Origin of the sequence: Mucilaginibacter pocheonensis, from assembly GCF_031456535.1 — a bacterium.
Lineage (GTDB): Bacteria > Bacteroidota > Bacteroidia > Sphingobacteriales > Sphingobacteriaceae > Mucilaginibacter > Mucilaginibacter pocheonensis.
Genome location: NZ_JAVDUU010000002.1, coordinates 160,047 through 186,396 on the forward strand (window position 1 = coordinate 160,047; position 26,350 = coordinate 186,396).

Annotated in this window: 20 protein-coding genes; 7 read left to right on the top strand and 13 right to left on the bottom strand. The window is 42.7% G+C overall.

The window, feature by feature from the left end:
- Positions 1-101: 101 nt before the first annotated feature.
- From J2W55_RS07515 to J2W55_RS07535, 5 genes are all read right to left on the bottom strand, one after another.
- Positions 102-845, bottom strand: a complete 744-nt coding sequence (locus J2W55_RS07515) for a hypothetical protein (protein WP_310093764.1) — start codon at positions 843-845, stop codon at positions 102-104.
- 337 nt (positions 846-1,182) lie between these two features.
- Positions 1,183-4,209 (bottom strand): translation initiation factor IF-2, encoded by a 3,027-nt coding sequence (gene infB / locus J2W55_RS07520; RefSeq protein ID WP_310093766.1) that lies wholly within the window; start codon positions 4,207-4,209, stop codon positions 1,183-1,185.
- A 60-nt stretch (positions 4,210-4,269) separates the two neighbouring features.
- On the bottom strand, positions 4,270-5,505 hold the full coding sequence (gene nusA / locus J2W55_RS07525) for a transcription termination factor NusA (protein WP_310093768.1): 1,236 nt from the start codon (positions 5,503-5,505) through the stop codon (positions 4,270-4,272).
- A gap of 3 nt (positions 5,506-5,508) precedes the next feature.
- Positions 5,509-5,973 (bottom strand): ribosome assembly cofactor RimP, encoded by a 465-nt coding sequence (rimP, locus tag J2W55_RS07530; RefSeq protein ID WP_310093771.1) that lies wholly within the window; start codon positions 5,971-5,973, stop codon positions 5,509-5,511.
- Between the two features lie 130 nt (positions 5,974-6,103).
- Positions 6,104-6,520, bottom strand: coding sequence for a hypothetical protein (locus J2W55_RS07535; protein WP_310093774.1), 417 nt, complete (start codon positions 6,518-6,520; stop codon positions 6,104-6,106).
- A 182-nt stretch (positions 6,521-6,702) separates the two neighbouring features.
- On the opposite strand from J2W55_RS07535, the gene J2W55_RS07540 reads away from it, so the two are divergent.
- Positions 6,703-7,167 carry a lipocalin family protein gene (locus J2W55_RS07540; RefSeq protein WP_310093777.1) on the top strand — a complete coding sequence of 155 codons (465 nt, stop codon included), beginning with the start codon at positions 6,703-6,705 and terminating at the stop codon, positions 7,165-7,167.
- 124 nt (positions 7,168-7,291) lie between these two features.
- Here the strand turns inward: J2W55_RS07540 and J2W55_RS07545 are convergent, their stop codons facing one another.
- Positions 7,292-9,661, bottom strand: a complete 2,370-nt coding sequence (locus J2W55_RS07545) for a S9 family peptidase (protein ID WP_310093780.1) — start codon at positions 9,659-9,661, stop codon at positions 7,292-7,294.
- A 91-nt stretch (positions 9,662-9,752) separates the two neighbouring features.
- On the opposite strand from J2W55_RS07545, the gene J2W55_RS07550 reads away from it, so the two are divergent.
- Positions 9,753-10,277, top strand: coding sequence for a GNAT family N-acetyltransferase (locus J2W55_RS07550; RefSeq protein ID WP_310093782.1), 525 nt, complete (start codon positions 9,753-9,755; stop codon positions 10,275-10,277).
- A 30-nt stretch (positions 10,278-10,307) separates the two neighbouring features.
- On the opposite strand, the gene J2W55_RS07555 is transcribed toward J2W55_RS07550, so the two are convergent.
- Positions 10,308-12,134 (bottom strand): FAD-dependent oxidoreductase, encoded by a 1,827-nt coding sequence (locus tag J2W55_RS07555; protein WP_310093785.1) that lies wholly within the window; start codon positions 12,132-12,134, stop codon positions 10,308-10,310.
- An 89-nt stretch (positions 12,135-12,223) separates the two neighbouring features.
- On the opposite strand from J2W55_RS07555, the gene J2W55_RS07560 reads away from it, so the two are divergent.
- Entirely contained in the window at positions 12,224-12,760 is a 537-nt protein-coding gene (locus tag J2W55_RS07560) for a YfiT family bacillithiol transferase (protein WP_310093788.1), read from the top strand.
- Positions 12,761-12,834: 74 nt separating this feature from the next.
- Here the strand turns inward: J2W55_RS07560 and J2W55_RS07565 are convergent, their stop codons facing one another.
- The 4 genes from J2W55_RS07565 to J2W55_RS07580 form a co-directional block, all read right to left on the bottom strand.
- The gene (locus J2W55_RS07565; RefSeq protein ID WP_310093791.1) at positions 12,835-16,539 is read right to left on the bottom strand and encodes an ATP-binding protein; all 3,705 of its coding nucleotides are present in this window, start codon (positions 16,537-16,539) and stop codon (positions 12,835-12,837) included.
- A gap of 93 nt (positions 16,540-16,632) precedes the next feature.
- Positions 16,633-17,520 carry an ACP S-malonyltransferase gene (fabD, locus tag J2W55_RS07570; RefSeq protein ID WP_310093794.1) on the bottom strand — a complete coding sequence of 296 codons (888 nt, stop codon included), beginning with the start codon at positions 17,518-17,520 and terminating at the stop codon, positions 16,633-16,635.
- A gap of 96 nt (positions 17,521-17,616) precedes the next feature.
- Complete coding sequence (gene folE, locus J2W55_RS07575; protein WP_310093797.1) at positions 17,617-18,261, bottom strand: GTP cyclohydrolase I FolE; 645 nt, start codon at positions 18,259-18,261, stop codon at positions 17,617-17,619.
- A gap of 9 nt (positions 18,262-18,270) precedes the next feature.
- A complete protein-coding gene (locus J2W55_RS07580; RefSeq protein WP_310096471.1) occupies positions 18,271-18,687 on the bottom strand; it encodes a 6-pyruvoyl trahydropterin synthase family protein in 417 nt (138 codons plus the stop codon).
- Between the two features lie 76 nt (positions 18,688-18,763).
- On the opposite strand from J2W55_RS07580, the gene mqnB reads away from it, so the two are divergent.
- Positions 18,764-19,384 (top strand): futalosine hydrolase, encoded by a 621-nt coding sequence (gene mqnB / locus J2W55_RS07585; RefSeq protein WP_310093800.1) that lies wholly within the window; start codon positions 18,764-18,766, stop codon positions 19,382-19,384.
- Positions 19,385-19,465: 81 nt separating this feature from the next.
- On the top strand, positions 19,466-20,344 hold the full coding sequence (locus J2W55_RS07590) for a menaquinone biosynthesis family protein (protein ID WP_310093803.1): 879 nt from the start codon (positions 19,466-19,468) through the stop codon (positions 20,342-20,344).
- A 58-nt stretch (positions 20,345-20,402) separates the two neighbouring features.
- On the opposite strand, the gene J2W55_RS07595 is transcribed toward J2W55_RS07590, so the two are convergent.
- Together J2W55_RS07595 and hflX are read right to left on the bottom strand one after the other, a co-directional pair.
- Positions 20,403-20,909, bottom strand: a complete 507-nt coding sequence (locus tag J2W55_RS07595; protein ID WP_310093806.1) for a hypothetical protein — start codon at positions 20,907-20,909, stop codon at positions 20,403-20,405.
- Between the two features lie 68 nt (positions 20,910-20,977).
- Positions 20,978-22,162: a GTPase HflX gene (gene hflX, locus J2W55_RS07600; RefSeq protein ID WP_310093809.1), complete on the bottom strand. Its 1,185-nt coding sequence runs from the start codon at positions 22,160-22,162 to the stop codon at positions 20,978-20,980.
- Between the two features lie 295 nt (positions 22,163-22,457).
- Here hflX and J2W55_RS07605 point away from each other — a divergent pair, with 295 nt between their 5' ends.
- Together J2W55_RS07605 and J2W55_RS07610 are read left to right on the top strand one after the other, a co-directional pair.
- Positions 22,458-24,392, top strand: a complete 1,935-nt coding sequence (locus J2W55_RS07605; protein WP_310093812.1) for a DUF3857 domain-containing protein — start codon at positions 22,458-22,460, stop codon at positions 24,390-24,392.
- Between the two features lie 8 nt (positions 24,393-24,400).
- Positions 24,401-26,344: a DUF3857 domain-containing protein gene (locus tag J2W55_RS07610; RefSeq protein ID WP_310093815.1), complete on the top strand. Its 1,944-nt coding sequence runs from the start codon at positions 24,401-24,403 to the stop codon at positions 26,342-26,344.
- Positions 26,345-26,350: the final 6 nt, after the last annotated feature.

The window sequence follows — 26,350 nt, forward strand, 5'->3', positions numbered from 1 at the left end:
CAGCGCTTTTTATTTTTTCCTGTCTTATACCCGGCCATATTTTACACAGGTGCATTAAACACCCAGGTAACCCATTGTATCCGTATTAAGAACCGTATACTTTATCTGGATAACTCATCATACCGGGCAGCTATAGCAACCAGGGCTTCTTCGGGAGTTTTCTTAAACTTTATCTTATTGGCTTTTATATATTGCTGCAGCTCCTTTTTCTTATCATTCAAGATCTTAAGCATTGTGCTTTGGCTGCCAATGCTATAATAGCTGTTACCCTTTTTTAAATAAAAACTCTTACTTGATGTAAAATAGGTTTCAATGGTATTTGTACCTGTGGTGTTTTGCAGGGCTTTTGAGCGCTTAACCAATACTTCAAGACTTCCATTGTATAGCTGGTCATAAAAACCTGTACTTATACCCGCGTTGGCATTTAATGAATCTGTTTTGATATATATAAAATGATGGTTTAGCAAGTCTAAACTTTCAACCCGCTCGCTAAGCAGCGAATACCGGGAGAACTTATTATAAAGCAATACCACAATAACATCTTTGTACATATCATACATCATGGGTACATTTTTATAAAATATACCGTCATAAGTAACCGTACCGCGGGCAAATTCATTTAAATCGGTAAAGTAGGCGTTACCTTTTATGTTAGGATTGTAAAGGTCATATTCCGGGCCGTTGTATAAGCGCGATTGCTCATTTATGGCCGTGTTATAATTATCAATAATATGCCCCAGGGCGGGCTGTTGGCTGGTATCACTTGCTATGATTTGCGCCTGCGAACGTTTGCAAATGATGATACAGGATATTACAATAAGGGTTAGGAGTATTTTTTTTCCCATCTAAGTTTGTACAAAAATGAAATTTACATTACTTTAAGTTAAATATCAAACGGTTATGAAGAATATAGTTTAAAAGTATTAAATGTATTAATCATGTTACAAATAACACTTTTTATACAAAAGGTGATTATAGCACATTACGCATTGCCAAACTCATTTGTAACATTGACTGGTAAATAAAGCGGGTTTATACTCCCGGCCTGTTTGTTCGGTATAATTTTAGACGCAAATGAGGCGTCTAAACAACAACACTGGTCGTCGCCCGGCACATTTGCAGAAAAACAAAAAGGGCTTATCTTTTAAAAGATAAGCCCTTCACTATTTAATATTCTACTGGTTATAACTTACGTTTTACCTCAACATTTTCATAGGCTTCAACAATGTCGCCCACTTCAATGTTGTTAAAGTTCTGGATATTTAAACCGCACTCGTAACCGGTTGAAACTTCTTTAACATCGTCTTTAAAGCGTTTTAATGAAGCCAGTTCGCCGGTGTAAATAACAACACCATCACGTATAACACGGATCTTGCTGTTACGGTTAATTTTGCCATCCAATACCATACAACCTGCAATGGTACCCACCTTACTGATCTTGAAGGTTTCACGTATTTCAACGTTAGCAACTATCTTCTCTTCAAAGGTTGGTGCAAGCATGCCCTCCATTGCGGCTTTTATCTCATTTATCGCATCGTAGATGATAGAGTAAAGCCTGATATCGATCTGCTCGGCTTCGGCAAGTTTACGCGCACTTCCCGACGGACGAACCTGGAAACCAATGATGATGGCATCAGATGCTGAGGCCAGCAATACATCAGATTCAGATATCTGCCCAACCGCTTTGGATATAATGTTAACCTGTATCTGCTCGGTTGATAATTTAAGTAATGAATCAGACAATGCTTCGATTGATCCATCCACGTCACCTTTAACAATAATGTTAAGCTCCTTAAAGTTACCAACTGCCAAACGACGGCCAATTTCATCAAGGGTGATGTGTTTTTGAGTACGTAAACCTTGCTCACGCTGTAGTTGTAAACGTTTATTGGCAATTTCACGGGCTTCAACCTCGCTCTCAAGCACATTAAACTTATCGCCTGCTGTAGGTGCGCCTTGCATACCCAATACCTGTACCGGTGTTGATGGTCCTGCAGACTCAACCCTTTGGCCACGCTCGTTGGTTAAGGCCTTAACACGACCGCTGTAACAGCCTGCCAGTATCGGGTCGCCAACTTTTAACCTGCCAGCTTGTACCAGTATGGTAGTTACTATACCGCGGCCCTTGTCTAAAGCTGCTTCAATAACAGTACCTACTGCACGTTTGTTAGGATTGGCTTTAAGTTCAAGCAATTCGGCCTCAAGCAATACCTTCTCCAAAAGCAGGTCAACATTTAAACCTGTTTTAGCCGATATTTCCTGTGTTTGATATTTACCGCCCCATTCTTCAACCAAAATGTTCATGGCCGAAAGCTGTTCACGTACCTTATCGGCATTAGCGCCGGGTTTATCAATTTTATTGAATGCAAAAATTATAGGTGCACCTGCTGCCTGCGCGTGGTTTATAGCCTCGCGGGTTTGCGGCATCACGCTATCGTCTGCAGCTATTACTATAATTACAATATCTGTAACCTGTGCACCACGTGCACGCATGGCGGTAAACGCCTCGTGGCCCGGTGTATCCAGGAATGTTATTTTGCCTTTGTCGCCCGGTAAGGTTACTTCATAAGCGCCAATGTGCTGGGTAATACCCCCGGCTTCGCCGCCTATAACGTTTGTTTTACGTATAAAGTCAAGCAATGAAGTTTTACCGTGGTCAACGTGACCCATAATGGTTACAATTGGCGCACGCGGTATCAGATCAGCCGGATCATCTTCCTGCTCAAGGTTAGCTTCTTCATCCTGAGGTTTTACAAACTCAATCTGGTAACCAAACTCATCGGCAACAATGCTCAGTGTTTCTGCATCAAGCCTTTGGTTAATGGATACGAACAAACCGAGGCTCATACAGGTAGATATGATCTGCGTTACCGATACATCCATCATGAGGGCCAGTTCATTGGCGGTTACAAATTCGGTAACCTTCAACACCTTTGATTGCAGTTCCTGCTCCAGTGCCAGCTCTTCGGCTGATGAGGCCACATCATCGCGTTTTTGACGGCGGAATTTGGCCCGCTGTGCAAATTTGCCTGATTTACCGGCACCGCTTAAACGGGCCAGTGTTGCCTTGATCTGGTCTTGTATATCTTTTTCTGATGGTTCCTCTTTAGGCACATTGCTTTGAGGGGCATTACGGTTGTTCCTGAAATCAGGACGGTTACCACCTCCATGACCGGGCGCACCGGCGTTTGGATTATTCCCCCGGTTCCTGAAATCAGGGCGGTTTGGATTGATAGTTCCACCTGCAGGCGGCGTATGCCCACCCTGCTGCTGCGGATGCTGGTGATTGCCACCACCTTGTTGCCCGCCACCTTGCTGAGGGTTACCCTGGTTGTCTTTACGTTTTCTTTTACGTTTATGATCAGCGTTATTAGCGTTTGATGATGATGCAATAGGGTTGCGCTTAGGCGCATTAACCGGCAATTGTATCTTACCAATCACATTCGGGCCTGTCAAGCGTTCGGCTTTCGCCCTTATCACGTCTGGCTCCTGATTATTGTCATCGGCTGTAGTTTCAGCTACAGGGGCCTGCGTAACCGGCGGCTGCTCAGCAACCGGTGCTTTTGGCTCTTCGGCTTTTGGAGCCTCGGGCTGCGGCTCCGGTTTTGGAGCTTCAACCTTTACTTCCGGTTTTGGCGCTTCGGGAGCTGCTTCTTTCGGCGTTTCTGCTTTGGGTTCCGGTTTTTCAACAGGAGCCACAACTTCTGGTTGACTTGCAACTTCAACAGGCTTTGGCTCTGCCGGTTTTTCAACTGGAGGCTGCGGCCTCGCATTCAGGTTGTTGAGGTCAATTTTACCCACAACCTTAACACCCGGCAAAACATCGTTGCGCTCTTCAGATCTTTCTGGGGCAGGCTCAACCGGCTTTGGTTTTTCTGCCTGCGGCGAAGTATAATGACCAGTATTCTTGATCAGGATCTCTTCGTTCTCAAAATCTCTTGAACGGCGGTTTTCAAGCGGCTTCTCAGGGAAAGCAGCAGGCTCTTCTTTTCTGATCTTACCGATACTGATCTGCTTGGCTTCCTCCTTAATGCTTTTATCAACAGCAAACTCCTTCAACAAGGCACTATACATGTCGCTATCCAGCTTCGCCATAGGTTGTTTTTCAACCTTATAGCCTTTTGTAGCCAAAAAATCGACAATGGTACCCATCCCAATGTTGAGTTCCTTTACTGCTTTAATTAATTTTATTGATTTGTCTTCTGACATTTATTAATACTTTCTCTGCTTATAATCGCAAAAATACGATTTTAATTTTGGTTATTATGCTTATTCAAACTCAGCATTCAATATTGATAACACTTCTTTTACAGTTTCTTCTTCCAAATCTGTACGTTTTACCAATTCTCCTACTGTTAAAGCAAGCACCGATTTTGCTGTATCTAAACCAATGCGTTTAAATTCATCAATTATCCAGCTATCAATCTCGTCTGAAAATTCTTCGATGTCCACATCTTCGTCATGCTCATCAGCCTCACGGTAAACATCAATTTCATAGCCTGTAAGCTTGCCTGCTAATTTAATATTATGGCCACCGCGACCAATCGCCAATGATACCTGATCAGGCTTTAAATATACGGCGGCTGTTTTTTTCTCGTCGTCCAGCTTAATAGAAGTTATTTTGGCTGGTGACAATGCCCGCTGAATATACAACTGAACATTGTTGGTAAAGTTTATTACGTCGATATTTTCGTTCTTCAACTCGCGTACTATACCATGTATACGTGATCCTTTCATACCAACGCAGGCACCTACCGGATCAATACGGTCGTCATATGATTCCACAGCCACTTTAGCTCTTTCGCCCGGTTCACGAACAATCTTTTTAATGGTGATGAGCCCGTCAAAAATTTCAGGTACTTCCAGTTCAAACAAACGCTGTAAAAACTCAGGAGCCGTACGCGAAATGATGATCTTGGGGTTGCTGTTCAACATATCCACCTTATACACCACCGCTTTTACGCTGTCGCCTTTTTTAAAGTAATCGGCAGGTATCTGTTCGGTTTTTGGAAGCAGCAGTTCATTACCTTCATCGTCCAACACCAGGGTCTCTTTTTTCCAAACCTGGTAAACTTCGCCGGTAACTATCTCACCAACACGGTCTTTATATTTTTTGAATATCTCGTCTTTTTCAAGTTCCAGAATCTTTGAAACCAATGTCTGGCGTGCCGCTAAAATAGCACGGCGACCAAAACTTTCCAGCGTGATCTGCTCAATATAATCATCCCCAACTTCAAGGTCCGCGTCATATAAATGGGCCTCCGCCAATTCTATTTCCAGATCATCATCTTCACTAAAGCCATCCTCCATCACCTTACGGGTGCGCCATATTTCAAGGTCACCATTATCGGTATTTACAATTACGTCGCAATTCTCATCAGTGCCATACTTTTTCCTGATCATGCTTCTGAAAACGTCTTCCAGAACGCTCATCATGGTTGGGCGGTCAATGTTCTTGAAATCTTTAAATTCCTGAAAAGAATCAATTAAATTAATATTGCTCATTTTCTACTTGAATGATATTAAAACTTTTGTTTCTGTTATTTTATCAATAGGGATAACGCTTTCAATAGTTTCGGCTTTTTTCCCTTTTTCTTTTATTTTTTCTTCAATAATAATGGCATCTTCAGTAACAGCCGTCAGCTTGCCTTCTCTTTTAGCGCCGTCGGCCATTTTTATAGCCAGGTTGCGCCCTACGTTTTTGGCATATTGCCTGATTGACGATAGCGGGTAATCAATCCCCGGCGATGAAACCTCCAGGTTGTATGCCGTTTCGATCACGTTTTCCTCTTCCAGGTGAAAGCCTACGTGCCTGCTCACCTGCACACAATCATCAATGCCTACGCCGTTATCACCATCAAGCAACACAATAAGTTTTCCGTTGCTGTGCATTTTAACATCTACCAAAAACAAATTGGGCTTGTCGGCTATCTTCTCTTCAACCAGTTCTTTTACCCTTTTTTCAATATTCATTATCCTCCGGTGTTTTTGATTGATAATTTGATTGATAAAATAAAAGAGGGGACAAATCGCCCCCTCTTTTTTTAATTAGGTGCAAATATACATAATAATATTTGATTTTCAAGCAATTCACCACAGTTTATTACTTAAATGTTAAGTCAGAATATTGTAAACTACCCGGCCTGTTATGCCCCATAATAAAATCGCTTACTTTATTCCCTTCGTCAAATTTATAGTATCGTACAAAATAGGTTTGATGGGCTACAAAAGGCGTATCTGGTGTAAAAATAACGACACTATCCCTAATCTGGTATGTGCCGGGCTGTACTGGCTGATAATTTTTCATATCCGTATCAGCAGGCATCCGGTAAACAGGCAACAGGCTTTGCCAGCTGCCATTGGCAGAGTCGCGCGCAATATCCTGTATAATGGCGTTATTTAACCCGCTGATCTGTATAGCGTGCTTATTGTTTGTAAAGCTTACCTGCACCGCCTTATTATCATTTTTAGCCGTGCAGCCCCAATTAATTAATACAATTAGCCATAATATTTTTTTCATTGCTGTTACCCGCGCCGGGGTTTATGTAACTCATTCTAATGTAATAAACTTGCTTTAATCTTTTTTGATTATTAATTAACAAAAAGAACTATGTAACAATGAGAACAATTATTTAATTAAGGCAACATTTGGACTACTTAAAAGCGTATAACTGCTAATTAGAATTTAAAACCTAACCTTACATGAAAAAAGTAATTCCTGCTATTTTGCTTTGCCTGTTTTTATTTGCCTGTAAAAAAGATAAAAACTCTCCTGCAGATGCTTCCGTTTCCATTGTTGGCACCTGGACTGTAAACAGTTCTAACATATCTTTTTATGATAAAAATGATAAATTCTTAGGGTCTGAAGATACTGGAGATGACAAGGTAACTTTTACGAATAAAGGGGTGGTAACCGGTACCATTACTGATGATGATATAAGTGGAACCAATACCTATACTGTGAGCAGTTCAGGCGGTAAAAATTATCTTAAGATCACTACCGACGATGGCCACCAAAACATCAATTCCGTTACCTACGAGATTATAACCTTAACAGCTCATAACCTGGAGCTTAAGTCGGAAAATATATACGATCCTGATATGCCGGATACGTATAATGGTGTATACTATACTAAAGTTATACTTAATGTTAAAGCAAGCCGGTAAAAACTGGTTGATTTATGTATCAACTTGAGTAATACCAGGCTTGTCCATTTTTATCAGCCGTTGCCTGTGTCCTCGCAAGCAATTATGCCATAGCTTGTAAAAAAACAGGCGATGGCATAATTAGTTATTTATTTTTCAGCGTTTGTTCAAACAGCTTAAATATACGTTTATACTCGTCGGTCCAACTGCTGGGCTGCTCAAAGCCATGATCTTCCACCGGGTACGATGCCAGCTCCCAGTTTTCCTTATGCAGTTCAATTAGCTTTTGTGTAAGACGTATGATATCCTGGTAATTCACATTCTGGTCAATCATGCCGTGCAGCATCAGCAAATTCCCTTTTAAACCATTGGCGAAATATATGGGCGAGCTTTTTCGATAGGCATTTTCGTCAGTAAAAGGCTCATTTAAAATATTGGATGTATACTCATGGTTATAGTGTGCCCAGTCGGTAACCGAACGGATGGCACCGCCTGCCGCAAAAACATCGGGCTCGGTAAACAGGCCCATCAGCGTAATAAACCCGCCGTATGATCCGCCGTATAAACCCACATGTTTTGGGTTAATGCCAAATTTTTCTTCCAGATATTTCACACCGTCAACCTGGTCTGTTAAATCCTTACCGCCCATGTGGCGGTAAATGCCCGTGCGCCAATCGCGACCATAACCCGCGCTTGCGGTATAATCAATATCAAGTACGGTATAGCCGTTATCGGCCAGCATGTTATTGAACATAAACTCGCGGAAATAGTAGCTCCAGGAATACGTTACCTCCTGCAGGTACCCCGCGCCATGTACAAAAATAACCGCGGGCTTTGCCGGGTCGGCTTTTTTGGGCAGATACTGGCGCGCGTAAACATCACTGCCATAACGGTTTTTAAAAGTGATGATCTCCGGATCGCGCCACGAGTATGATTCAAACTCCGGAGTAGTGGAATGGGTTACCTGTATAGCTTTTGCACCGGGTTTATTAGGCTGTATATACAGCTCCCAGGGCTTGTTGGAATAAGAATAACGAATGGCGAGCCATTTTTCATCGGGCGAAAGCGTTACCTGGTTACCGCCCTTCATACCAGTTATTTTAACCGTTTTGCCGCCGCTTACCGGGATACTGTAAAAATCGGTAACACCGGGATGATCAATATTCGCGGTAAAATAAAACGTTTTTTTGTCGGTTGATAACTGCAGGGTTTGCACTTCCCATTTACCGCTGGTGAGCTGTTTTTTTACGCCGCTTATTACATCAACCAAATAAATGTGCGAATAACCGCTGGCTTCACTCTGGAAATAAAAATGGGTGTTATCAGTAAAACCAATATTTCCTGCTGCCGAATCCTCAATACCCGGGCCACCTATCCATGCTTCGTCGCGTTGGCGGTCAAGCAGGGTTAATTTACCGGTCAAAGGCTCAAGGCGCATGATCCAGCGATCCTTGTTATCCAGCGCGTTGATAACAACAACGGCATTCTTGCTATCAGCACTCCAAAAAGGCCCTTCTATATTTACCTTTCTGTCGGCATTGAGTTTTTTTCGATCAGCCAGTTCAGCGGGATAGTCCTTCAGATAATCAGGCAGATCTTTTATGCCGGGAATGTCATTAGCGAGAACCGGGTAAACCGACTGCCGCCGGGTATCAAAAATAAAGGTTTGGGAGGTAGATGACGGACGCCCAACTTTTGACCGGTTGGGAATGTCCTCCGTAAAGCCGGACGCGGTTACATAATTGGGCACTATGGCGTTTTTTACACCATCAGCCGCTTTAACCAGCCTGTAAGTTACGTACCTGGTATCAGGGCTTGCCTTTACAGAGTTTACCCGGTCGTTACCAATCACCAGCTCCTTTATTTTTTGGGGTTCCAGGTCTGCTTTCCGGGCCGAATCCAATTTATCGTCTTTCGCTTCTTTCTTAATAATGTCAAAAAGTTCAAGCTGTTGTTTTTTGAGCCACAATTGCTGATCATTAAGCGCCTCGTCCGCGCTTTTATTTTTTGATGAATTTACAAAATTGGTAAGCTGCCTTAATTGCCCGCTGCTAAGCTTTAGGGCAAACAGGTTGCTGTTTTGTTTAAATAATACTTCGCTTTCGTCGCCGCTAAAAACGGGGGCGTCTTCATCCTGAGTGGTATTGGTTAACCTGGTGACTTTCCCCGTTTTTATATCTATCAGATACAAGTCGCCGTTCTTTTCAAAAACCTTTTGGGTAAAGCTTTTATTCCAGTCGCCATTTGGAGTAGTTAAACCGCGTTGTTCGGCCATACTTACTTTTTGAGGTTTAATATTGCCCGGGGTAACGGCATATAGTTCGGCCGATGCGGATTTATCAGGGTTCCAGTCAAAGTAGACCTTTTTGCTGTCATCGCTCCAGCGGATATCGGAAGGTGATATTCCAATCCATTTAGGGTCGCGCATGATCTTTTCAATGGTAAGCGTATCCAGTTTCTGAGCAAATGCGCCCGTGGCTTGTATCAAAAAAATTAAAGTAAGTAGTTTTTTCATGTATACGTTTATACGCAAATCGCTATTAAAATACATGCAATTTAGCAGTTTCGGCAATCATTGTTATTTTTAGACATTTTATTGTTACAAAATGGAATTACAGGGATCAGGATTTACTTTAAGGGGATGGCTTCATGGCGATGAAAAATCGCTGCAAAAGCATGCCGACAACCCCAGGGTATCTGCCTTTTTAATGGACAGGTTCCCCTATCCCTATACCCTGCAGGATGCTATAGCCTGGGTAAACTTTATACAAAACCGCCAGCCACTCACCAACTTTGCCATTGTAATAGACGATGAAGCTTGCGGCGGGATAGCCATTGACCTGATGATAAACGCCAACAGCAAAACCGGCGAGATAGGCTACTGGCTCGCCGAGCCTTACTGGGGCCGCGGAATTGCAACCGAGGCTGTTAACCTTATAACCGCTTATGCCTTTAAATATTTAGCCATTATACGTATAGAAGCCGGCGTGTTCAGCAAAAATACTGCATCCATGCGTGTGCTGGAAAAGGCCGGCTATGTTAAAGAAGGCATTATGCGTAACGCGCTCATTAAAAATGGCGAAGTGATGGATAAACACATGTATGCTATTTTAAAGCCAGAACACGGATAGGTTTACCTTATATGTGAAGGTAAAAGCAGCTTAATTCACCATTCTGCCTGTAATATCAACCGCGCGTGCAAATGGGTTTAAGAACTTATTAGCCAAAACCGCGAACTCGCGCCTGGTAACCGGGCGGTTCAAATCAAAATCAGAGCTGAATTTATACTGCGCCTTCCACGCTTTCTGCATGCTTACCTGTAGGGTTTTTGGCTCGGTTAAGGTGATCTCGCTGATAAATGACAGCAGGTTACCCTGCGTAAATTTTCCGGCGGGTTTTTCTTTATTGAACCATAAAAAAGCACGCGAATATATCTCCTTAAAAAAAGGTTCAACCTCGGCGGTATTTACCGCAGAATCGGGCATAAATAGCATCTGCGCGCTGTTACCCTTTATTTGTGGTATCCCTTTTAGCAAACCCGTTGCCCCAACTTGCTGCATCGCCCTGAAATAAGGGTCGCTCTGTTTAATATCGGCAAAGGGTAACAACCAGGCTTTAAAATCAAGCAGCTCGCCCTGTATTATCCGTACGTTTAGTTTTTTTGTGGTGGTTTTAAAAAATGCGCAGAAAGCCGCTGTAGCCCCGGCCCCCTGCCCTATGGTCATTTGTACCGACGGGTACATGCTGCTGGCGTTTACCAGGTGCGACACCGACATGGCCTTTTCAGTAACCAGCAAGTTATCCAGATCTTTCAAAACAACGGCACCCAGCGGGATGCTGTAGGCCATAAACGGCGGATAATTTGTTTTAGGGGCTGTGCCCTCGCCGTAATGCTGTCCCGGCGAAGCATCGCCCACGGCTATGGCTGTGCGGTATAGCCGGGCTTCGCGATCATACGGTTTATATACCTCGTTAAGTGTCATTCGCACCAGGCCCCTGGCTCTACCCGCTTCGCGTATATAAGGCATATAAGGTAAATGATCAGCAGTTGGGTATTCATCATCAAGACCCAGATTTTTAAAGCCCAGCCCGGTTTGCAAATAGTAGATAAGCCCTAAAGTATGCAGGCGAGCCTTGGCATAAAAGGCATCGCGGTTAGCAGGTTTCAAATCCTCAACCGTTGTTGGGTATTGGTTGCCGCAGCCTGCCCATTTCACCATATATTTATCGTTAGGCAACCTTCCCTCGTTCAGCATTTTGGCAATATCCTTCCCTTTTAAACAGGCATAGGCATCGGCATCATAACCCTGGGGTTTGGCAATGGTTTTATCGGCAGTTTTGCCAAAGTCTTTTAAAATGGCTATCCAGGTAATATCCTGTATCCGTGGCAGGGGGGCTTGGGGCGCCAGGTCTTCGCCGGTGTCCTGCGCGCTGTCAAAACCCGATACAAATACTTCGCCGGCCTTTGCCGCTACATCGCCGGTTTCGGTGGCGTCAATTACTACTTTAGCTTTTACCGTGGTGGCCCTGTTATCCGTAATGATGCTAACCTGCCAGCCTGTGCCGTCTTTTCTTATGGTTGTCCACGGGGTATTTAATTTTACCGTGAGGTTTTTTACGGTATCGGCTATTTTTTTGAGAATTGCCGCCCCGGTGTATGGTTCAAAGCGCAGGGTGGCGTTATACGCGGTATCATACCCCAACCTGCTTTTATAAAAATTCTGCACATGCTTGCGGAATTCGCCCCAAATACCTGATGGCAAATTGCAGTTGCCTTCTACCACACACATCCCTCCCACGGTCATGCTGCCGCCAAGCCACGGCCCGGGTTCAACCAGCAGGGTTTTTAATTTGCTCCGCGCCCCTTGTATGGCTGCCGCGGTACCGCTTGCGCTACCGCCAATAACCAGTATATCGGTTTTAATGGTTTGAGCATATATAAATGAGGCATTTAAAAGGAACAGAATTAAAAATATCTTTTTAACCATCGGTTTACGTAAATAGGAACAAAACGCTAAATTAGGGCAAAAGCTTGTGGTAGTTTTAAATAATGCCTAATTTAATTTTTTTTTAAATTATGACAGATGAACAGATGAAATACCCGGTTGGGAAATTTGCTCCACCGGCATCCTACACCAATGAAAATATACGCGAGTGGATTGATGATTTAAAAACATTACCCGGCAAACTGAGGCATGCCATTGCCGGCCTTAACTATCGTGAGCTGGATACGCCTTACCGCACCGGCGGCTGGACACTGAGACAAGTGATCCATCACCTGGCCGATAGCCATATGAACTCCATCACCAGGTTTAAACTGGCATTAACCGAAAACAACCCGGTTATAAAACCTTATGAAGAGGCCGACTGGGCTTTATTGCCTGATTACCGTTTGCCGGTTGAGCCATCGTTAAAAATACTGGAAGGCATACACCAGCATTTTGTTGCTCTGCTCGAAAGCTTTACGGAAAATGAATGGTCGCGCACGTTTGTGCACCCAGCATCTGGCGAAACCATTTCCCTGATCAGGGGGCTGGCTACCTATTCATGGCATAGCAGGCACCACCTGGCCCACATTACCGAAACGGTAAAGAAATTTGCCGGGAAAGAGTGAGGGGGTAAGGTGAGTAGGGAGTAGTGAATGGTGAAAGGCATAGTTTCATTTAAAGTTCCCACTCACCTAAAATACTAAACGGCCGAGGGGAAACTCAGGTAAAAGGCAGTACCGCTGCCCATGGTTGTTTCAAACCAGATTTTACCGTTGGCATTTTCAATGGAATTTTTAACAAATGCCAGTCCCAGACCTGTTCCCGAGCTTTTGGTGGTAAAGTTGGGCTCAAATATTTTTTCGCGCATGTTTTCGGGGATGCCGTTGCCATTGTCTTTTATGGTGAGCAATACATTTTTACTGGTTACCAGGTAATTAATATCAATTACGCCCTGTCTGTCTGGCGGGGTTGCCTCAATAGCGTTCTTCAGTAAGTTGTTAAAACACCGCAGCAATTGGTCGCGGTCGGCACTGATGATGAACGGGGTATCCGGCGGCGTAAAAACTATCTGGATATTATCCATTTGCTTAAAAATGGTAACAGCCTGGCCCAGCATTTCAAATATATTGATCTGCTCCAGGCGGGTGTCAGGCATTTTGGCAAAGGCAGAAAACTCTGATGCAATGGACGACAGGCTTTCAATCTGTTCCACAAATGAACGGCTGAAACGTTCAAATTTTTGATCAAACCGGGGATCCTTGTCTTTCCATGATTTATCAAGCAATTGCAGGCCCAGCTTTAAAGGCGTTAACGGATTTTTAATTTCATGGGCAACCTGCTTGGCCATTTCGCGCCAGGCGCTTTCACGTTCTGACTGGGCCAGCCGGTGCGCGCTGCTCTCCAGCTCCGATATCATTTTATTATATTCTTTTATCAGCCCGCCTATTTCATCATTGCGCGCCCATTTTATAGGTTCATTCTTTTTACCGTATATGGTTTTACTTAAACTTTCCTGTATAAAGATTAAAGGCGCGGTAATTTGCCTGGCTATTATAATGGCAAATAAACCAATAGCGATAAATACAATAGCATATACGTTGATCATTACATTTAGCAATCCGCTGATACGCTCCTTGTAATCGGCTTCGTTTGAAAAATACGGGAGCTGGATATAGGCTATAGTTTTGTTTGAACTTATAACGGGCGCGTAAGCGGCCTTGTAACTTAGCTCACCAATTTTTTCTTCGTTCACAAACTCCGATTTTTGCAGTCTGCTCAGGTAAATAAATGCTTTGGGATCCATCCTTTTAGCCGAAAGACCATATTCATAAATCTTGGGCTGGGTGGTTACCAGGGGCGCGCCGTTAGTGTCAAACAAAGTTAAATCGGTAGAGTAGTTGTTGGCCAGTTCGTTAAAGCTTACCTGGCTTTCTTCGTTAACATTGTATATGTATTTGTTGAACATGCCGCTTTCAAATGCCGTAACAATACGGGTTATCTTATCGCGGATCATCCTGTCCTGCTGTGTGTGATACTGTGTACTGATAGATACAAAAGTGATAAAGCCTACCAAAACAAGCGTTATCATTACGGCAAATATCATAGAGAACTGTATACGTGTCCGGTACAATATCCGGTCAAAATTTAGCCTGAAGCGCAATTTCAGCCGGTGATCACTGATCCTGAATATTTTGACGCGTACCCATAACCACCTGATGGTTACAATAACCGCACTAAATACCAGCAGTACCATAAAAAAGAAGGTAATTGAGGTTACACCACTGTAAACGGTGTTTTGTTCCTTACTTACTACTATTAAATTTCGATTGCTGGGTTTATATATTAAATGGTTATAAGTGGTGAAGTTGTCGTACCATTCGCCGTTATTGCTCCTGGTGGTTTTAACCCGGTACTTTTTAATATCGCCTGTAAACTCGGTATTATTAAGGGTATAAACGTAGTTTCCTTTTTGACTGAGCAGCTTATTATCAATATAAAATGCGTAGGAATAATCTTTAAACTCATCTTCGGGCTTTATATGCGCGTCGACCAGCAGCTCCGGAAATGTGCCCGAAGGCTGTAATGGTTTTGATTTTAGTTCAATTACCAGGGTGCCCAATTGCCGGCCTCCGTGTTTAACCGGCAGAATGGCAAAGTAGTTCTGAAAGCCAAACGACTCATTTTCGCGGTAAAAATAGTCTGACACTTTGAAGGAACTGTATAGCACCAGGTCCTTAAATACATTTAGTGAATAATTATCATCAGTTATGGGCGCGTCGTTTTCATTATATTCATGTACCTTAAACTCATATTTTGACAGGTAGCCATCAAAATAAAGTTTCTGGAAACGGGTTTTCAGAAAATCCCGGTTATGTACCGATGCCCCGCTAAAATACCTGATGATAGCCGAGTCGGCAATGATCTGCCCTTCTATCCTTTTAAAAATATAATCGGCGGTTGCGTCGTCGGGGATCTCCAGCTTCTGAACCAGTGCTTCGCGTATTTCTCTTTCTTTTACGCTTTCAAACTGGTTAAGCTTTATGGCCGAAATAAGCGCGCATACCAATATAACGCCAAAAAAGGTTGCCGCGTTAAACCCGCCTTTATGATACAAAAAGCCGTATCCGCGTATGCACACCAATATGGCCCATAAAATATAAAAGGAGGTGTATTCACTATACCAGGCAAATACCGCTGTTGTTAAAATAACAGCCAGTACCAGCATAAACAGCTGGTGCGAGCGCGGCACTGCAAGCCTGAAACAAATAAAAAGCGCAACCTCATTAACAATGTAAAATATCAGGAAACTAAAGCATAGCATCAGTACGCCAAGCACGCTGAACCCTGATAAACTAAGTACATTATTTACATTGAAATTTATTTTTGAGTTAATGATAAGGCCGTAAAACAACTTTAAAAGCAATGTAGATGTGGTGATAAGCACCAGTATACAGGCTATTACAACCAGGTAACCGGCCAGCTTGCCCGGCACGCGGGTAAATAAACGGTGGCGCTGCTGGTGTATAAAAATAACAAACCACAGTATACATAAAACATTGATACAAAAGTCGCCCAGGGAAGGGAATACCGTGCTTGAGGCATAATACACCGGATTAAAAATTCCGAAGGTATAGGTAAAATCGGGCAGGTTGTAATGCAGGTTAACGTACCGGAGCAGTATAATGAACGCCGCTAAAAAAACAACAGCTAATAATGCATAACCTTTTGATGCCGCATAACAACAAATATTATGTACCAAAGCACACAATGTTAACACGGTTAGTACCCAGAATATAAGCACATAATAAACAAAAGCATAGTTTATACTATTGGCCTTTAGTTTTATGGAGAATAGATAATTATGATTGCTGCTGTGTACCTCATATACATTCAGGTCGGAAAAATCGGCAATGGCAATATTGTTATCCTTAACCAGATCCTGGTCAAACGTGTTTTGCAGATACTGGTTTTCAAACACGTACGCGGTTTTTACCGGAATAAAAAAAATGACGGCAAAATCGCCTTCACTTTTCCTGATGGTTTCGTAATAACCGTTAGGCTGTTTAATAAACGAGGAGCCCTCTTTTATGCCGCTTAAATTGTCGGGAAGCACTTTGGTACCGCTCCAAAACTTAAGGTGGTTATGATGTAAGGTAACAAACCATATCCGGTTAGCTACGGTAAATTTATTGATATCGCTAAGGGCGTCCTGCTCGTTATCGGGTAAGTTTTTTAACCGTTGAAATGTTACCTTATCATTTATCTGGTCATTTATAAAAGCTTCCTTTTTGTGCAGGTTGCTTTCAATTGTATGGCCGGCTTTTGCCAGGTTATTTACAGGTGTATACGTTTTTTGAACAACAATAGCCGTAAATAATAAACCAATGCCTATTAATGTCAGCAACAAGCGTATTTTTCCCGGCGTAGTCAAATTGCTTTATATAAATAAACTAAATGATTTAGAACGACAAAAGGCACTTTGCAGTGCCTGTAATAATTATTGCTGTAAAGCGGCGCTGCTGGTGGGCACTGCCATATCAACCTTTTTAACCAGGCCCTGCAGTACTTTGCCGGGTCCAACTTCGGTAAATGATGTAACTCCGTCTTCCAGCATGTGTTTTACAGTTTGCGTCCACCTTACCGGACCAGTGAGCTGGGCAATTAAATTTCGCTTTATCAGCTCAGGATCGGTGTATGGTTTAGCATCAATATTTTGATAAATAGGGCAAACCGGCTTATCAATTATGGTAGCAACAATAGCCGCTTCCAGTTCAACCCTTGCCGCTTCCATCAGCGGAGAATGAAAAGCCCCGCCTACTTTAAGCTTTAAAGCTCTTTTGGCACCTGCCGCAAGCAATTTTTCGCAAGCTTCATCAACACCTGCAATACTGCCCGAAATTACCAGCTGCCCGGGGCAGTTATAATTTGCGGTTACCACCACTTCGGTAACCTGGTGGCAAACATCTTCAACCGTAAAATCATCCAGGCCTAAAATTGCCGCCATGGTTGATGGCTGCAGCTCGCAGGCTTTTTGCATGGCATTGGCACGAGCGGCCACTAAACGCAGTCCATCCTCAAATGACAGGGCCCCGGCTGCCACCAGTGCCGAAAATTCGCCTAATGAATGACCGGCTACCATCTCGGGCTCAAATTCGTTGCCCAAAACAGCCGCCAAAATAACGGAGTGTAAAAAAATGGCCGGCTGGGTTACATTAGTTTGTACCAGATCTTCGGCTGTACCTTCAAACATGACATCGGTAATGCGAAAACCCAGTATCTCGTTTGCCTTTTCAAATAGCTCACGGGCTTTTTCTGATTGTTCATACAGATCTTTACCCATACCTGGAAACTGGGCACCCTGCCCCGGAAAAATATATGCTTTCATTAGCACCGTAACCCCCTAAAGGGGAATTTGTTGTAAAATGTTTATAATTAGGTTAATTAACAGCCTTTTTGCTCCCTTTGAGGGAACTTAGGGGGCTTAACCCAATTTCGCCGATATCAAATTTAAAAATTCTGTACGGGTTTTCTCTTTTAAAAATTCGCCTGTAAACGCCGATGTGGTGGTTACTGAATTTTGTTTTTGTACCCCGCGCATACTCATACATAAATGGCGGCACTCAATAACAACACCTACACCAACAGGATTTAGCGTTTCCTGTATACAATCACGTATCTCGTTGGTAAGGCGCTCCTGTACCTGCAGGCGGCGGGCAAAAACGTCAACAATGCGCGGTATTTTGCTTAGGCCAACTACATACCCGTTTGGAATATAGGCAATGTGGGCTTTGCCAAAAAAGGGCAGCATGTGATGCTCGCACATCGAATAAACCTCAATATCTTTTACAATAACCATCTGGCTGTACTCTTCCTTAAACATGGCGGAGTGCATGATCTCTTTTGCATCCAGATCATAGCCATGCGTAAGGTAAAGCATAGCTTTGGCCATACGCTCGGGAGTTTTTAACAAACCCTCGCGCTCGGGGTTTTCACCAATTTGTTTTAAAACATCATGGTAATGCCCAGACAGGTTTTGGATCAGCGAAGGATTATAGCGGTCAACTTTGGTGTATCCATCCAGATCATCGTCATCATCACGATGCGGGAGGTGTTCTTTATCTATCATCTTATCAAATTATCCGCCAAAGTACTCAGCAGAATTGTTTTCGGTTTCATACAATTTAACCGAGTGTAAAAAAACACCCTCATAAGCTTCAATGGGCGCTTTAAGCTGGTTAAATATTTCAATACACAACAGCTCTGTCGAAGCCATTTTACCCGCCATAAACTCCACATCTTTATTGATGTTCTTATGGTCAAGCTTCTCAATAACATAATCGTTAATGATAGTTTTAAGCTCTTTCAAATCAATCAAATAACCCGTTGCATGTGTAACTTCGCCTTTAACGGTTACAAACAGGTTGTAATTATGCCCATGCCAGTTTGGGTTGGCGCATTTGCCAAACACTTCGTTATTTTTTTCAGCGCTCCATTCCTCACGGTACATCCTGTGAGCGGCATTAAAATGTTCTTTGCGCGTTATATGTATCATCATAATATTTGTGGGTGCAAATATACAAAACAAAAATAGCTGAGTTGTTTTAACTTAGCCCTCAAAAAAAGCAAATATGCTTATATTAATAGTTGCAGCTACTCCCTTTGAAGTTGAACCGCTGGTAAATCATTTCGGCAACAAGCTTGAAACGCTTATAACAGGTGCCGGAATGGTGCCTACTGCGTTTGCCATGGGAAAGCAGCTTAGCCTCCATAAATATGACCTTATTATTAACCTGGGCATAGCCGGCAGCTTTGACAGGGAAATGCCCCCGGGCCATGTGGTTGAAATAACGGAAGATACATTTGCTGAAACGGGCGCCGAGGACGACGAAGAATTTATACCTATTAGTTCACTTGGTTTTGGCGAAAACACCTTTGGCCCTACCATAAGCCTTGAAAACCTGTGCAGCGGCCTTAACCTGACCAAAGCAAGGGCAATTACCGTAAATACCGTTCATGGCAATGAAGAATCAATTAAAAAAGTACAGGCACGTTTAAACCCGCAGATAGAAACGATGGAAGGGGCCGCCTTTTTTTATGCCTGCCGCCAGTTTAATATACCCTGCCTGCAGATCAGGGCAGTGTCAAATTATGTGGAAAAACGTAACCGCGACAACTGGAACATACCGCTGGCCATTGAAAATCTGAATAACTTTGCCATTGAACTGGTTAGCCAGATCATTAATAATTAATTTGCGGTTCGTATTGCGATAGCTAAGTTGCGTTAACAAAACCACAGCGCTCACGACACAAACCACATAACACATACATCTATGAAGTTAACGCTCGGGTTTTCGCCTTGCCCCAATGATACTTTTATTTTTGATGCGCTGATACATCATAAAATTGATACCGAAGGACTGGAGTTTGAGGTTTTTTATGACGATGTGGAGACCCTTAACCAAAAAGCCTTTCGCGGCGAACTGGATGTAACCAAACTCAGCTACCATGGATTTGCCTACGTGGCTGATAAATATGTGCTGCTTGACGCGGGCAGCGCGCTGGGCCACGGCGTTGGCCCTCTTTTGATTTCCAAATCCGAAATTGAAATTTCGGATTTGGAAAACGGCGAAATCCGCAATGGGGAATCCGAAATGCGAAATCCGATAATCGGCATTCCGGGCAAATACACTACGGCTAACTTTTTATTGGGTTACGCTTTTCCAAAAGCCACCAACAAAGTAGAACTGGTTTTTTCGGATATTGAAAATGCCGTACTGGAAGGCCGTGTGGATGTGGGCCTGATCATTCACGAAAACCGCTTTACCTATCAGGATAAGGGCCTTAAAAAGATACTTGACCTGGGCGATTACTGGGAAAAGCAAACCGGCTGCGCCATTCCACTGGGAGGCATTGTAGCCAACCGCAACTTACCGCATGATGTTCAACACAAACTAAACCGGGTGTTACGCAAATCAGTTGAATTTGCCTTTGCCAATCCAAAATCGGGGTTAGAATTTATACGATCGCACGCCCAGGAAATGAGCGAAGAGGTGATGTATAAGCACATTGAGCTTTATGTAAATAAATACTCGGTTGATCTGGGTGAGGAAGGCAGAAAAGCTATTCAATTGCTTTTTGATACCGCGAAGGAAAACAATACCATACCCGCAATAAAAACGGACTTATTTTTAAGCACCCAAACTGTTTGATAATACATGATCATGATGTTCAGTTTTACAAAGAACATCATGATCATGTAAAAAGCCCTTAATGGCTTCTGAAATCAAAATTATAAGTTACTCTCAAACCAGCTACAGGTACATGGGTGCTGCCACTGGCTCTGCTCCATGTAAGCAGGGTAGCATTAAGATTAGACTCTACATTGTTTTTGTGATCAAGGGGTACCTGATAGCCAACGGCAAGCGTGCCGCCACTGCTGGGACTGTCAATATTAATGACTCCTACAATTCCAGCGCTTGTGAACCATTGGTTACTAAAATAGTATTTGCCGCTAAGCGCAAGACAAGCCCCACCCAAATCGTCGCGGGTATATGAACTGTATCCCTGGTCACCTTCATGAATAACTGCGTTATCGCCCTTTATTTGTTTAACACCTAATGAAGGTACCAGCGCGAATTTACTGCTGAGGCATATATTACCTTGCAGGTTTAAATCAAGGCCGGGGCTATAACCTGTTGCAAACGGTATATTAGCCCCCAAACCAACGCCTATACCACTGTGTGCCTGCGCTTTGCAGGCCGTGTTTATAAACATGGTTATAAGACTTAAAATACTGCCGCGAAAGTTTTACCCATCGGTATGCTGCTTGAATGTTTCAGGAATCAATAAAGCAATTGATCGTACGGGTATCGTTCGGTATGAATGGCCTTTACCTCCTCATACAGCAGATCTCTGAATTCATCAACATTTTCCCTTTTGGTAGCTGATATAAATATAGCAGGGCTATTGTTCTTGGCCATCCAGCTGTGCTTAAAATCATCAAGGGTAAGCGGTTCGGCCTGCTGTTCTATCTGGTGCCGCTCGGGTTTAAAGGCATCTATTTTATTAAATACCGTGATGATCCTCTTATCAATAGCGCCAATATCTTTCAGGGTTTCATTAACGGTACGTATCTGGTCTTCAAAATTTGGATGCGAAATATCAACCACATGGATCAGTATATCGGCCTCGCGCACCTCATCAAGTGTCGATTTAAAACATTCTACCAAATGATGGGGCAGTTTGCGGATAAACCCTACCGTATCTGACAGCAGGAAGGGAACATTCTCTACCACCACTTTGCGCACCGTGGTGTCCAGCGTGGCAAACAGTTTATTTTCTGCAAACACGTCTGATTTGGATATCATGTTCATGATGGTTGATTTACCAACGTTGGTATAACCTACCAATGCCGCGCGTACCAGCTGGTGCCTGTTTTTGCGCTGCGTTTCATTTTGCTTATCTATTTGCTTTAGTTTCTCTTTTAGCAGCGATATTTTATTCAGGATCAAACGCCTGTCTGTCTCAATCTGAGATTCACCCGGACCACGCATACCAATACCACCTTTTTGACGCTCCAGGTGGGTCCATAAACGGGTTAAGCGGGGCAATAAATATTGCAATTGGGCCAGCTCTACCTGGGTTTTGGCCTGCGCTGTTTGTGCCCGGTTAGCAAATATGTCAAGTATCAGGTTATTGCGGTCAAGTATCTTTACCTGCAGTTCGTTCTCAATATTACGCAGCTGTGATGGCGACAGCTCATCGTCAAAAACCACCATGTCAATCTCTTCTTCTATAACAAAAGCTTTAATATCTTCCAGCTTGCCCGAGCCAACAAAAGTTGCCCTATCAGGCCGTTGCAGCTTTTGGGTAAAACTTTTAACAGTTTCGCCGCCAGCGGTGGCCACCAAAAATTCCAGCTCTTCTAAATATTCTTTTTCCTGCTCCTCGGTTTCATGTGGCGTCATTACACCAACCAAAACCGCTTTTTCCTGCTTCACAGCAGTATCATAAAATTTTTGCTTCATTAAATATATTCTATCAATCAGAGTGCCAGCTTGGTAAATGGCATATAATTACGCCTAAACGCATTATGCCTGTGCCAAAATTACAGTAAGCAATATATAAATTTATATCCTCATTTGTATAACAGCCTTTAAATATGATTATGATAAGGCTGTTTAAATAAAAAAAATAGAAACCCGCCTTAGCTCAAAAAACCATCTTTTTTGAAAAAATTAACGCATACAATTATTAGTAATAATTGTTTTTTTTATTTTCATATTTGTATATTAATTTAAATTATTTCATAAACCTTATCACATGAATAAAATTTTTACTCTGCTTTTTGTGGGGTTATTGGCTCTTGCCGCCAAAGCGCAAACACCTGCTCCTGTCCCCACCGCGCAAGCTTTCGGAAAAATTGATAAAGCCGATCTGGAATTAAAAGCCTGCGATTTTGAAAAGGATGCCAATGCCGAAATTCTTTTTGACAAAGGCGAGATCTATTTTGATCAGACCTACAATATTGTGATCGAAAGACACAAACGGATCAAAATTTTTAATGACAACGGCAAATCGGAAGCCAACATCCGTATTGAATATTATAGCGCAGACCGCACCGAATACGTTACCGGCCTGCAGGCGCAAACCATTAACTTAAATAATGGCGCCGTTGAAATATTGAAGGTTGACAAAAAGCAAATATTTACGGAGGTTATAGACAAATACCGTTCGGCAATGGTGTTTTCTTTCCCTAATGTAAAGCCGGGCTCTGTTCTGGAGTACAAATACCGCTTAACATCTACCTCCATAGGCAATTTCCCTGATTGGTATTTCCAGAGCAACCTGCCAACCCGTTACAGCGAACTGAGCACTAATGTACCTGATGTGTTGTACTACAAGCAACTGGCAAATATTCACTATCCTTTTGTGGTGAATAAAACAAACTCCAGCAACGCGCATATACAGGCTATCGCCAATATCCCCTCATTGCATGACGAGCCTTTTATGGGTTCGCGCAGTGATAATTCCGAACGCATTTTATTCCAGTTGCTGAGCATAAGGCCAACCAATGGTTTCACGCAAACTTTCCAGGACTCCTGGAAAAAGGTTGGCGAGAGTAAGGTACAGGAAGAGGATTTTGGCGGCCAGGTGAACCGTAAACTTAACGGCGAAGATGTCATCATTACCAAAGCCAAGAGCCTGAAAACAGACGACGAAAAGATAGCATACGTATTTAATGAGGTTAAAAATACGCTGAAATGGAACGATGCTTATACGCGTTACACCAATGACGGCACGGTAAAAGCCTGGGAAAAAAAGATAGGTAACTCCACCGAGATCAACCTTATACTTACCCATTTGCTAAAAAAATCAGGTGTAAAGGTATATCCTATGCTGGTGAGCACCCGGAGCCATGGCCGTGTTAATCCGGGCTATCCAAGCCTCTACCAGTTTAATACCTCAGTTGCCTATGTGCCTGTTGATAGTAATAAATATTATGTGCTTGATGCCACTAACAAATACAATATTTATAACCAGGTGCCCAAGGATTATTTAAATTCATTTGGCTTGTTTATAAATAAAGAAGACCAGCTATATGATCTTGCTTTTTTGGATGATAAAGACCCCGTAAGGCAGGTAGTATTGATAAATGCCGAAATAAAACCCGAAGGTAAAATGAGCGGATCGGCTGATATCAGCAGCTTTGCTTACAACCGTGTAAATTGTGTTAAAAAGTATAAAACCGATGGCGAAAAAAAGTATATCGACTTTTTGCGCAACGATAATAATAATATGAAGATCGCATCGGTTACGTTTGAGAACATGGAGGTTGATACCCTGCCCCTGAGGCAAAAAATGGATTTTAACCTTGACCTTACCGGTGCCGACGAAAATTACATTTATTTTAATGCCAACCTGTTTACAGATCTTAAAACCAATCCGTTCTTAAACGAAACCCGCACTACTGATATCGACTTTGGGTATCGCGACAATTATATGATCACCGGTATTTTTAAAATTCCGGCCGGCTATAAAGTTGATGCCCTGCCAAAAAGCATCACCATGATGATACCTGACAAAAGTGTTGTTTTTAAACGCATGATAGCCGAACAAGACGGTTCTCTTATGATCAGGCTTACTGTTGATTTCAAGAAATCTCTGTATTTTAAAGAGGATTACGCTGAATTTCATGAATTCTGCAAAAAAATGTATGAAATGCTTAACGAACAGGTGGTACTAAAAAAATCCTGATAAAATTTATGCTTACTAAAAAATATAACAGGCTGCTATTGTTAATAGCAGCCTTATGCGTACTGTGCGGCCAGGGCTATGGACAGGATAAAAACATCCCTAAGGACCTGTATATCGCGTCGGCCATACCCGATTCATTAAAAGAAGATGCAAACGTGGTGGTACGGTACGAAGCCCACGAAACCATTGTAAAGGGGCCTGGCAAGCAAACCACCAAAGAACATAACATTGTAACGGTGCTAAATGAAAAAGGCGATAGTGAAGCTACGTTTGTGTTACCCTATAATAAAAAATATGATTCCTACAGCGGTATTGAAATGAACATTTACAATGCTGCGGGCCTGCTCATTAAAAAATATCGTAAAAGCGATATGTACGATGGCTCCGCCTCAAATGATGAAACTATGGTAACCGATCAGCGTTTTTTAGGTATAAGGCATGCCATAGCTGCTTACCCGGTTACTATTGAAATTAAATTTGAAGAGGATGAAAGCAGCTTTATAAGTCTGGACAGCTGGTATGTGCAGGATAAAATGGAACAATCCATACAAAATGCGTATTGCAGGATCTCGGCAGACCCCTCAATCGGTTTTCGTTATCAGAACATCAATACCAGTATTAAACCCGTTAAAAGTAACGCGGAGGGTTTAGATACCTATACCTGGACAGTTAAAAATGTAAAAGCTATCAAAAAACAGGAGCACGTTTTGAGCTGGAATATTATGCCCAAAATTAACTTTGCGGTAAATACCTTTAATTGTTACGGCTATCCCGGCGATTTTACCAACTGGCAATCTTTCGGCAAATGGATCAAAGCATTAAATGACGACGTGTGCACATTAAGTCCTGAACGTATTGCGCAAATAAAGCAAATGACCGATACCATAAAAACCGACAAGGAGAAGGCCCGCTTCCTGTATAACTATATGCAAAAAAGTATGCGTTATGTAGGTATCCAGTTAGGTATTGGAGGATATAAGCCGTTTCCGGCGACATTTGTTGATCAAAAAAAGTATGGCGATTGCAAGGCGCTGTCAAATTATATGCGGGCCTTGCTTAGTGCTGTTAACATCCCCTCAAACTATGCCATTATCAGATCGGGATATAACGAGGAGCCTGTTGATCTTTCTTTCCCAAGCAACAGGTTTAATCATGCCATATTATGTGTCCCGTTTAAAAATGACACCACCTGGCTTGAATGTACCAGCAACACGGCCGCGTTTGGCAAATTAGGCCCATTTACCGAAAATCGAAATGCCCTGCTTATAACAGATGAGGGAGGCAAGCTGGTTAATACGCCAAGAAGCACGTGGAAAGACAATTTGTTTAATAGCGAGGTGCACCTGGTGCTTGATGCTGATGGCGGGGCAAAAGCACAGATAAAAATTTTAAGCAGCGGCGAATACCGCAGTGTATTTGTTGATATGCTGCCTAACTATAAGGCCGATGAACAAAAAGAGTTCCTGTTAAAACAACTTCATATTAAACAACCATCCATTTTTAACTTTAAACCCGCTGATGATGTTAAAGGCCTTAAAGAGGTAAACATTGAAATGGAATATGACAAATTTTGTGATATCGTAACAGGCGACAAGCAATTTTATCGTCCGCTGGCCTTTTTGCTTTGGGACGTCACCCTTCCAACCCAGGAGCAAAGAAAAAACAACTACTATTTCTCGGCCCCGGTTGCTAAATCATGTATTACCACTATTGATCTGCCTGTGGGCTTTGAGGTGGAAACCCTGCCGGCTAACCAGAGCCTGAAGTTCAGTTATGGAAATTACGAGGTAAAATATGTGTATGATGCCGCAAAGAACCAGGTGACAAGTACCGCGAAGTTTAATCTGATTAACCAGGTAATTCCTGCCACCAAATACACCGAAATGCAGGAATATATGGATGCTGTTGCTAAAGCGCAAAATAAAAAACTGGTGATACACCGCAAAGCGTAAATTTGC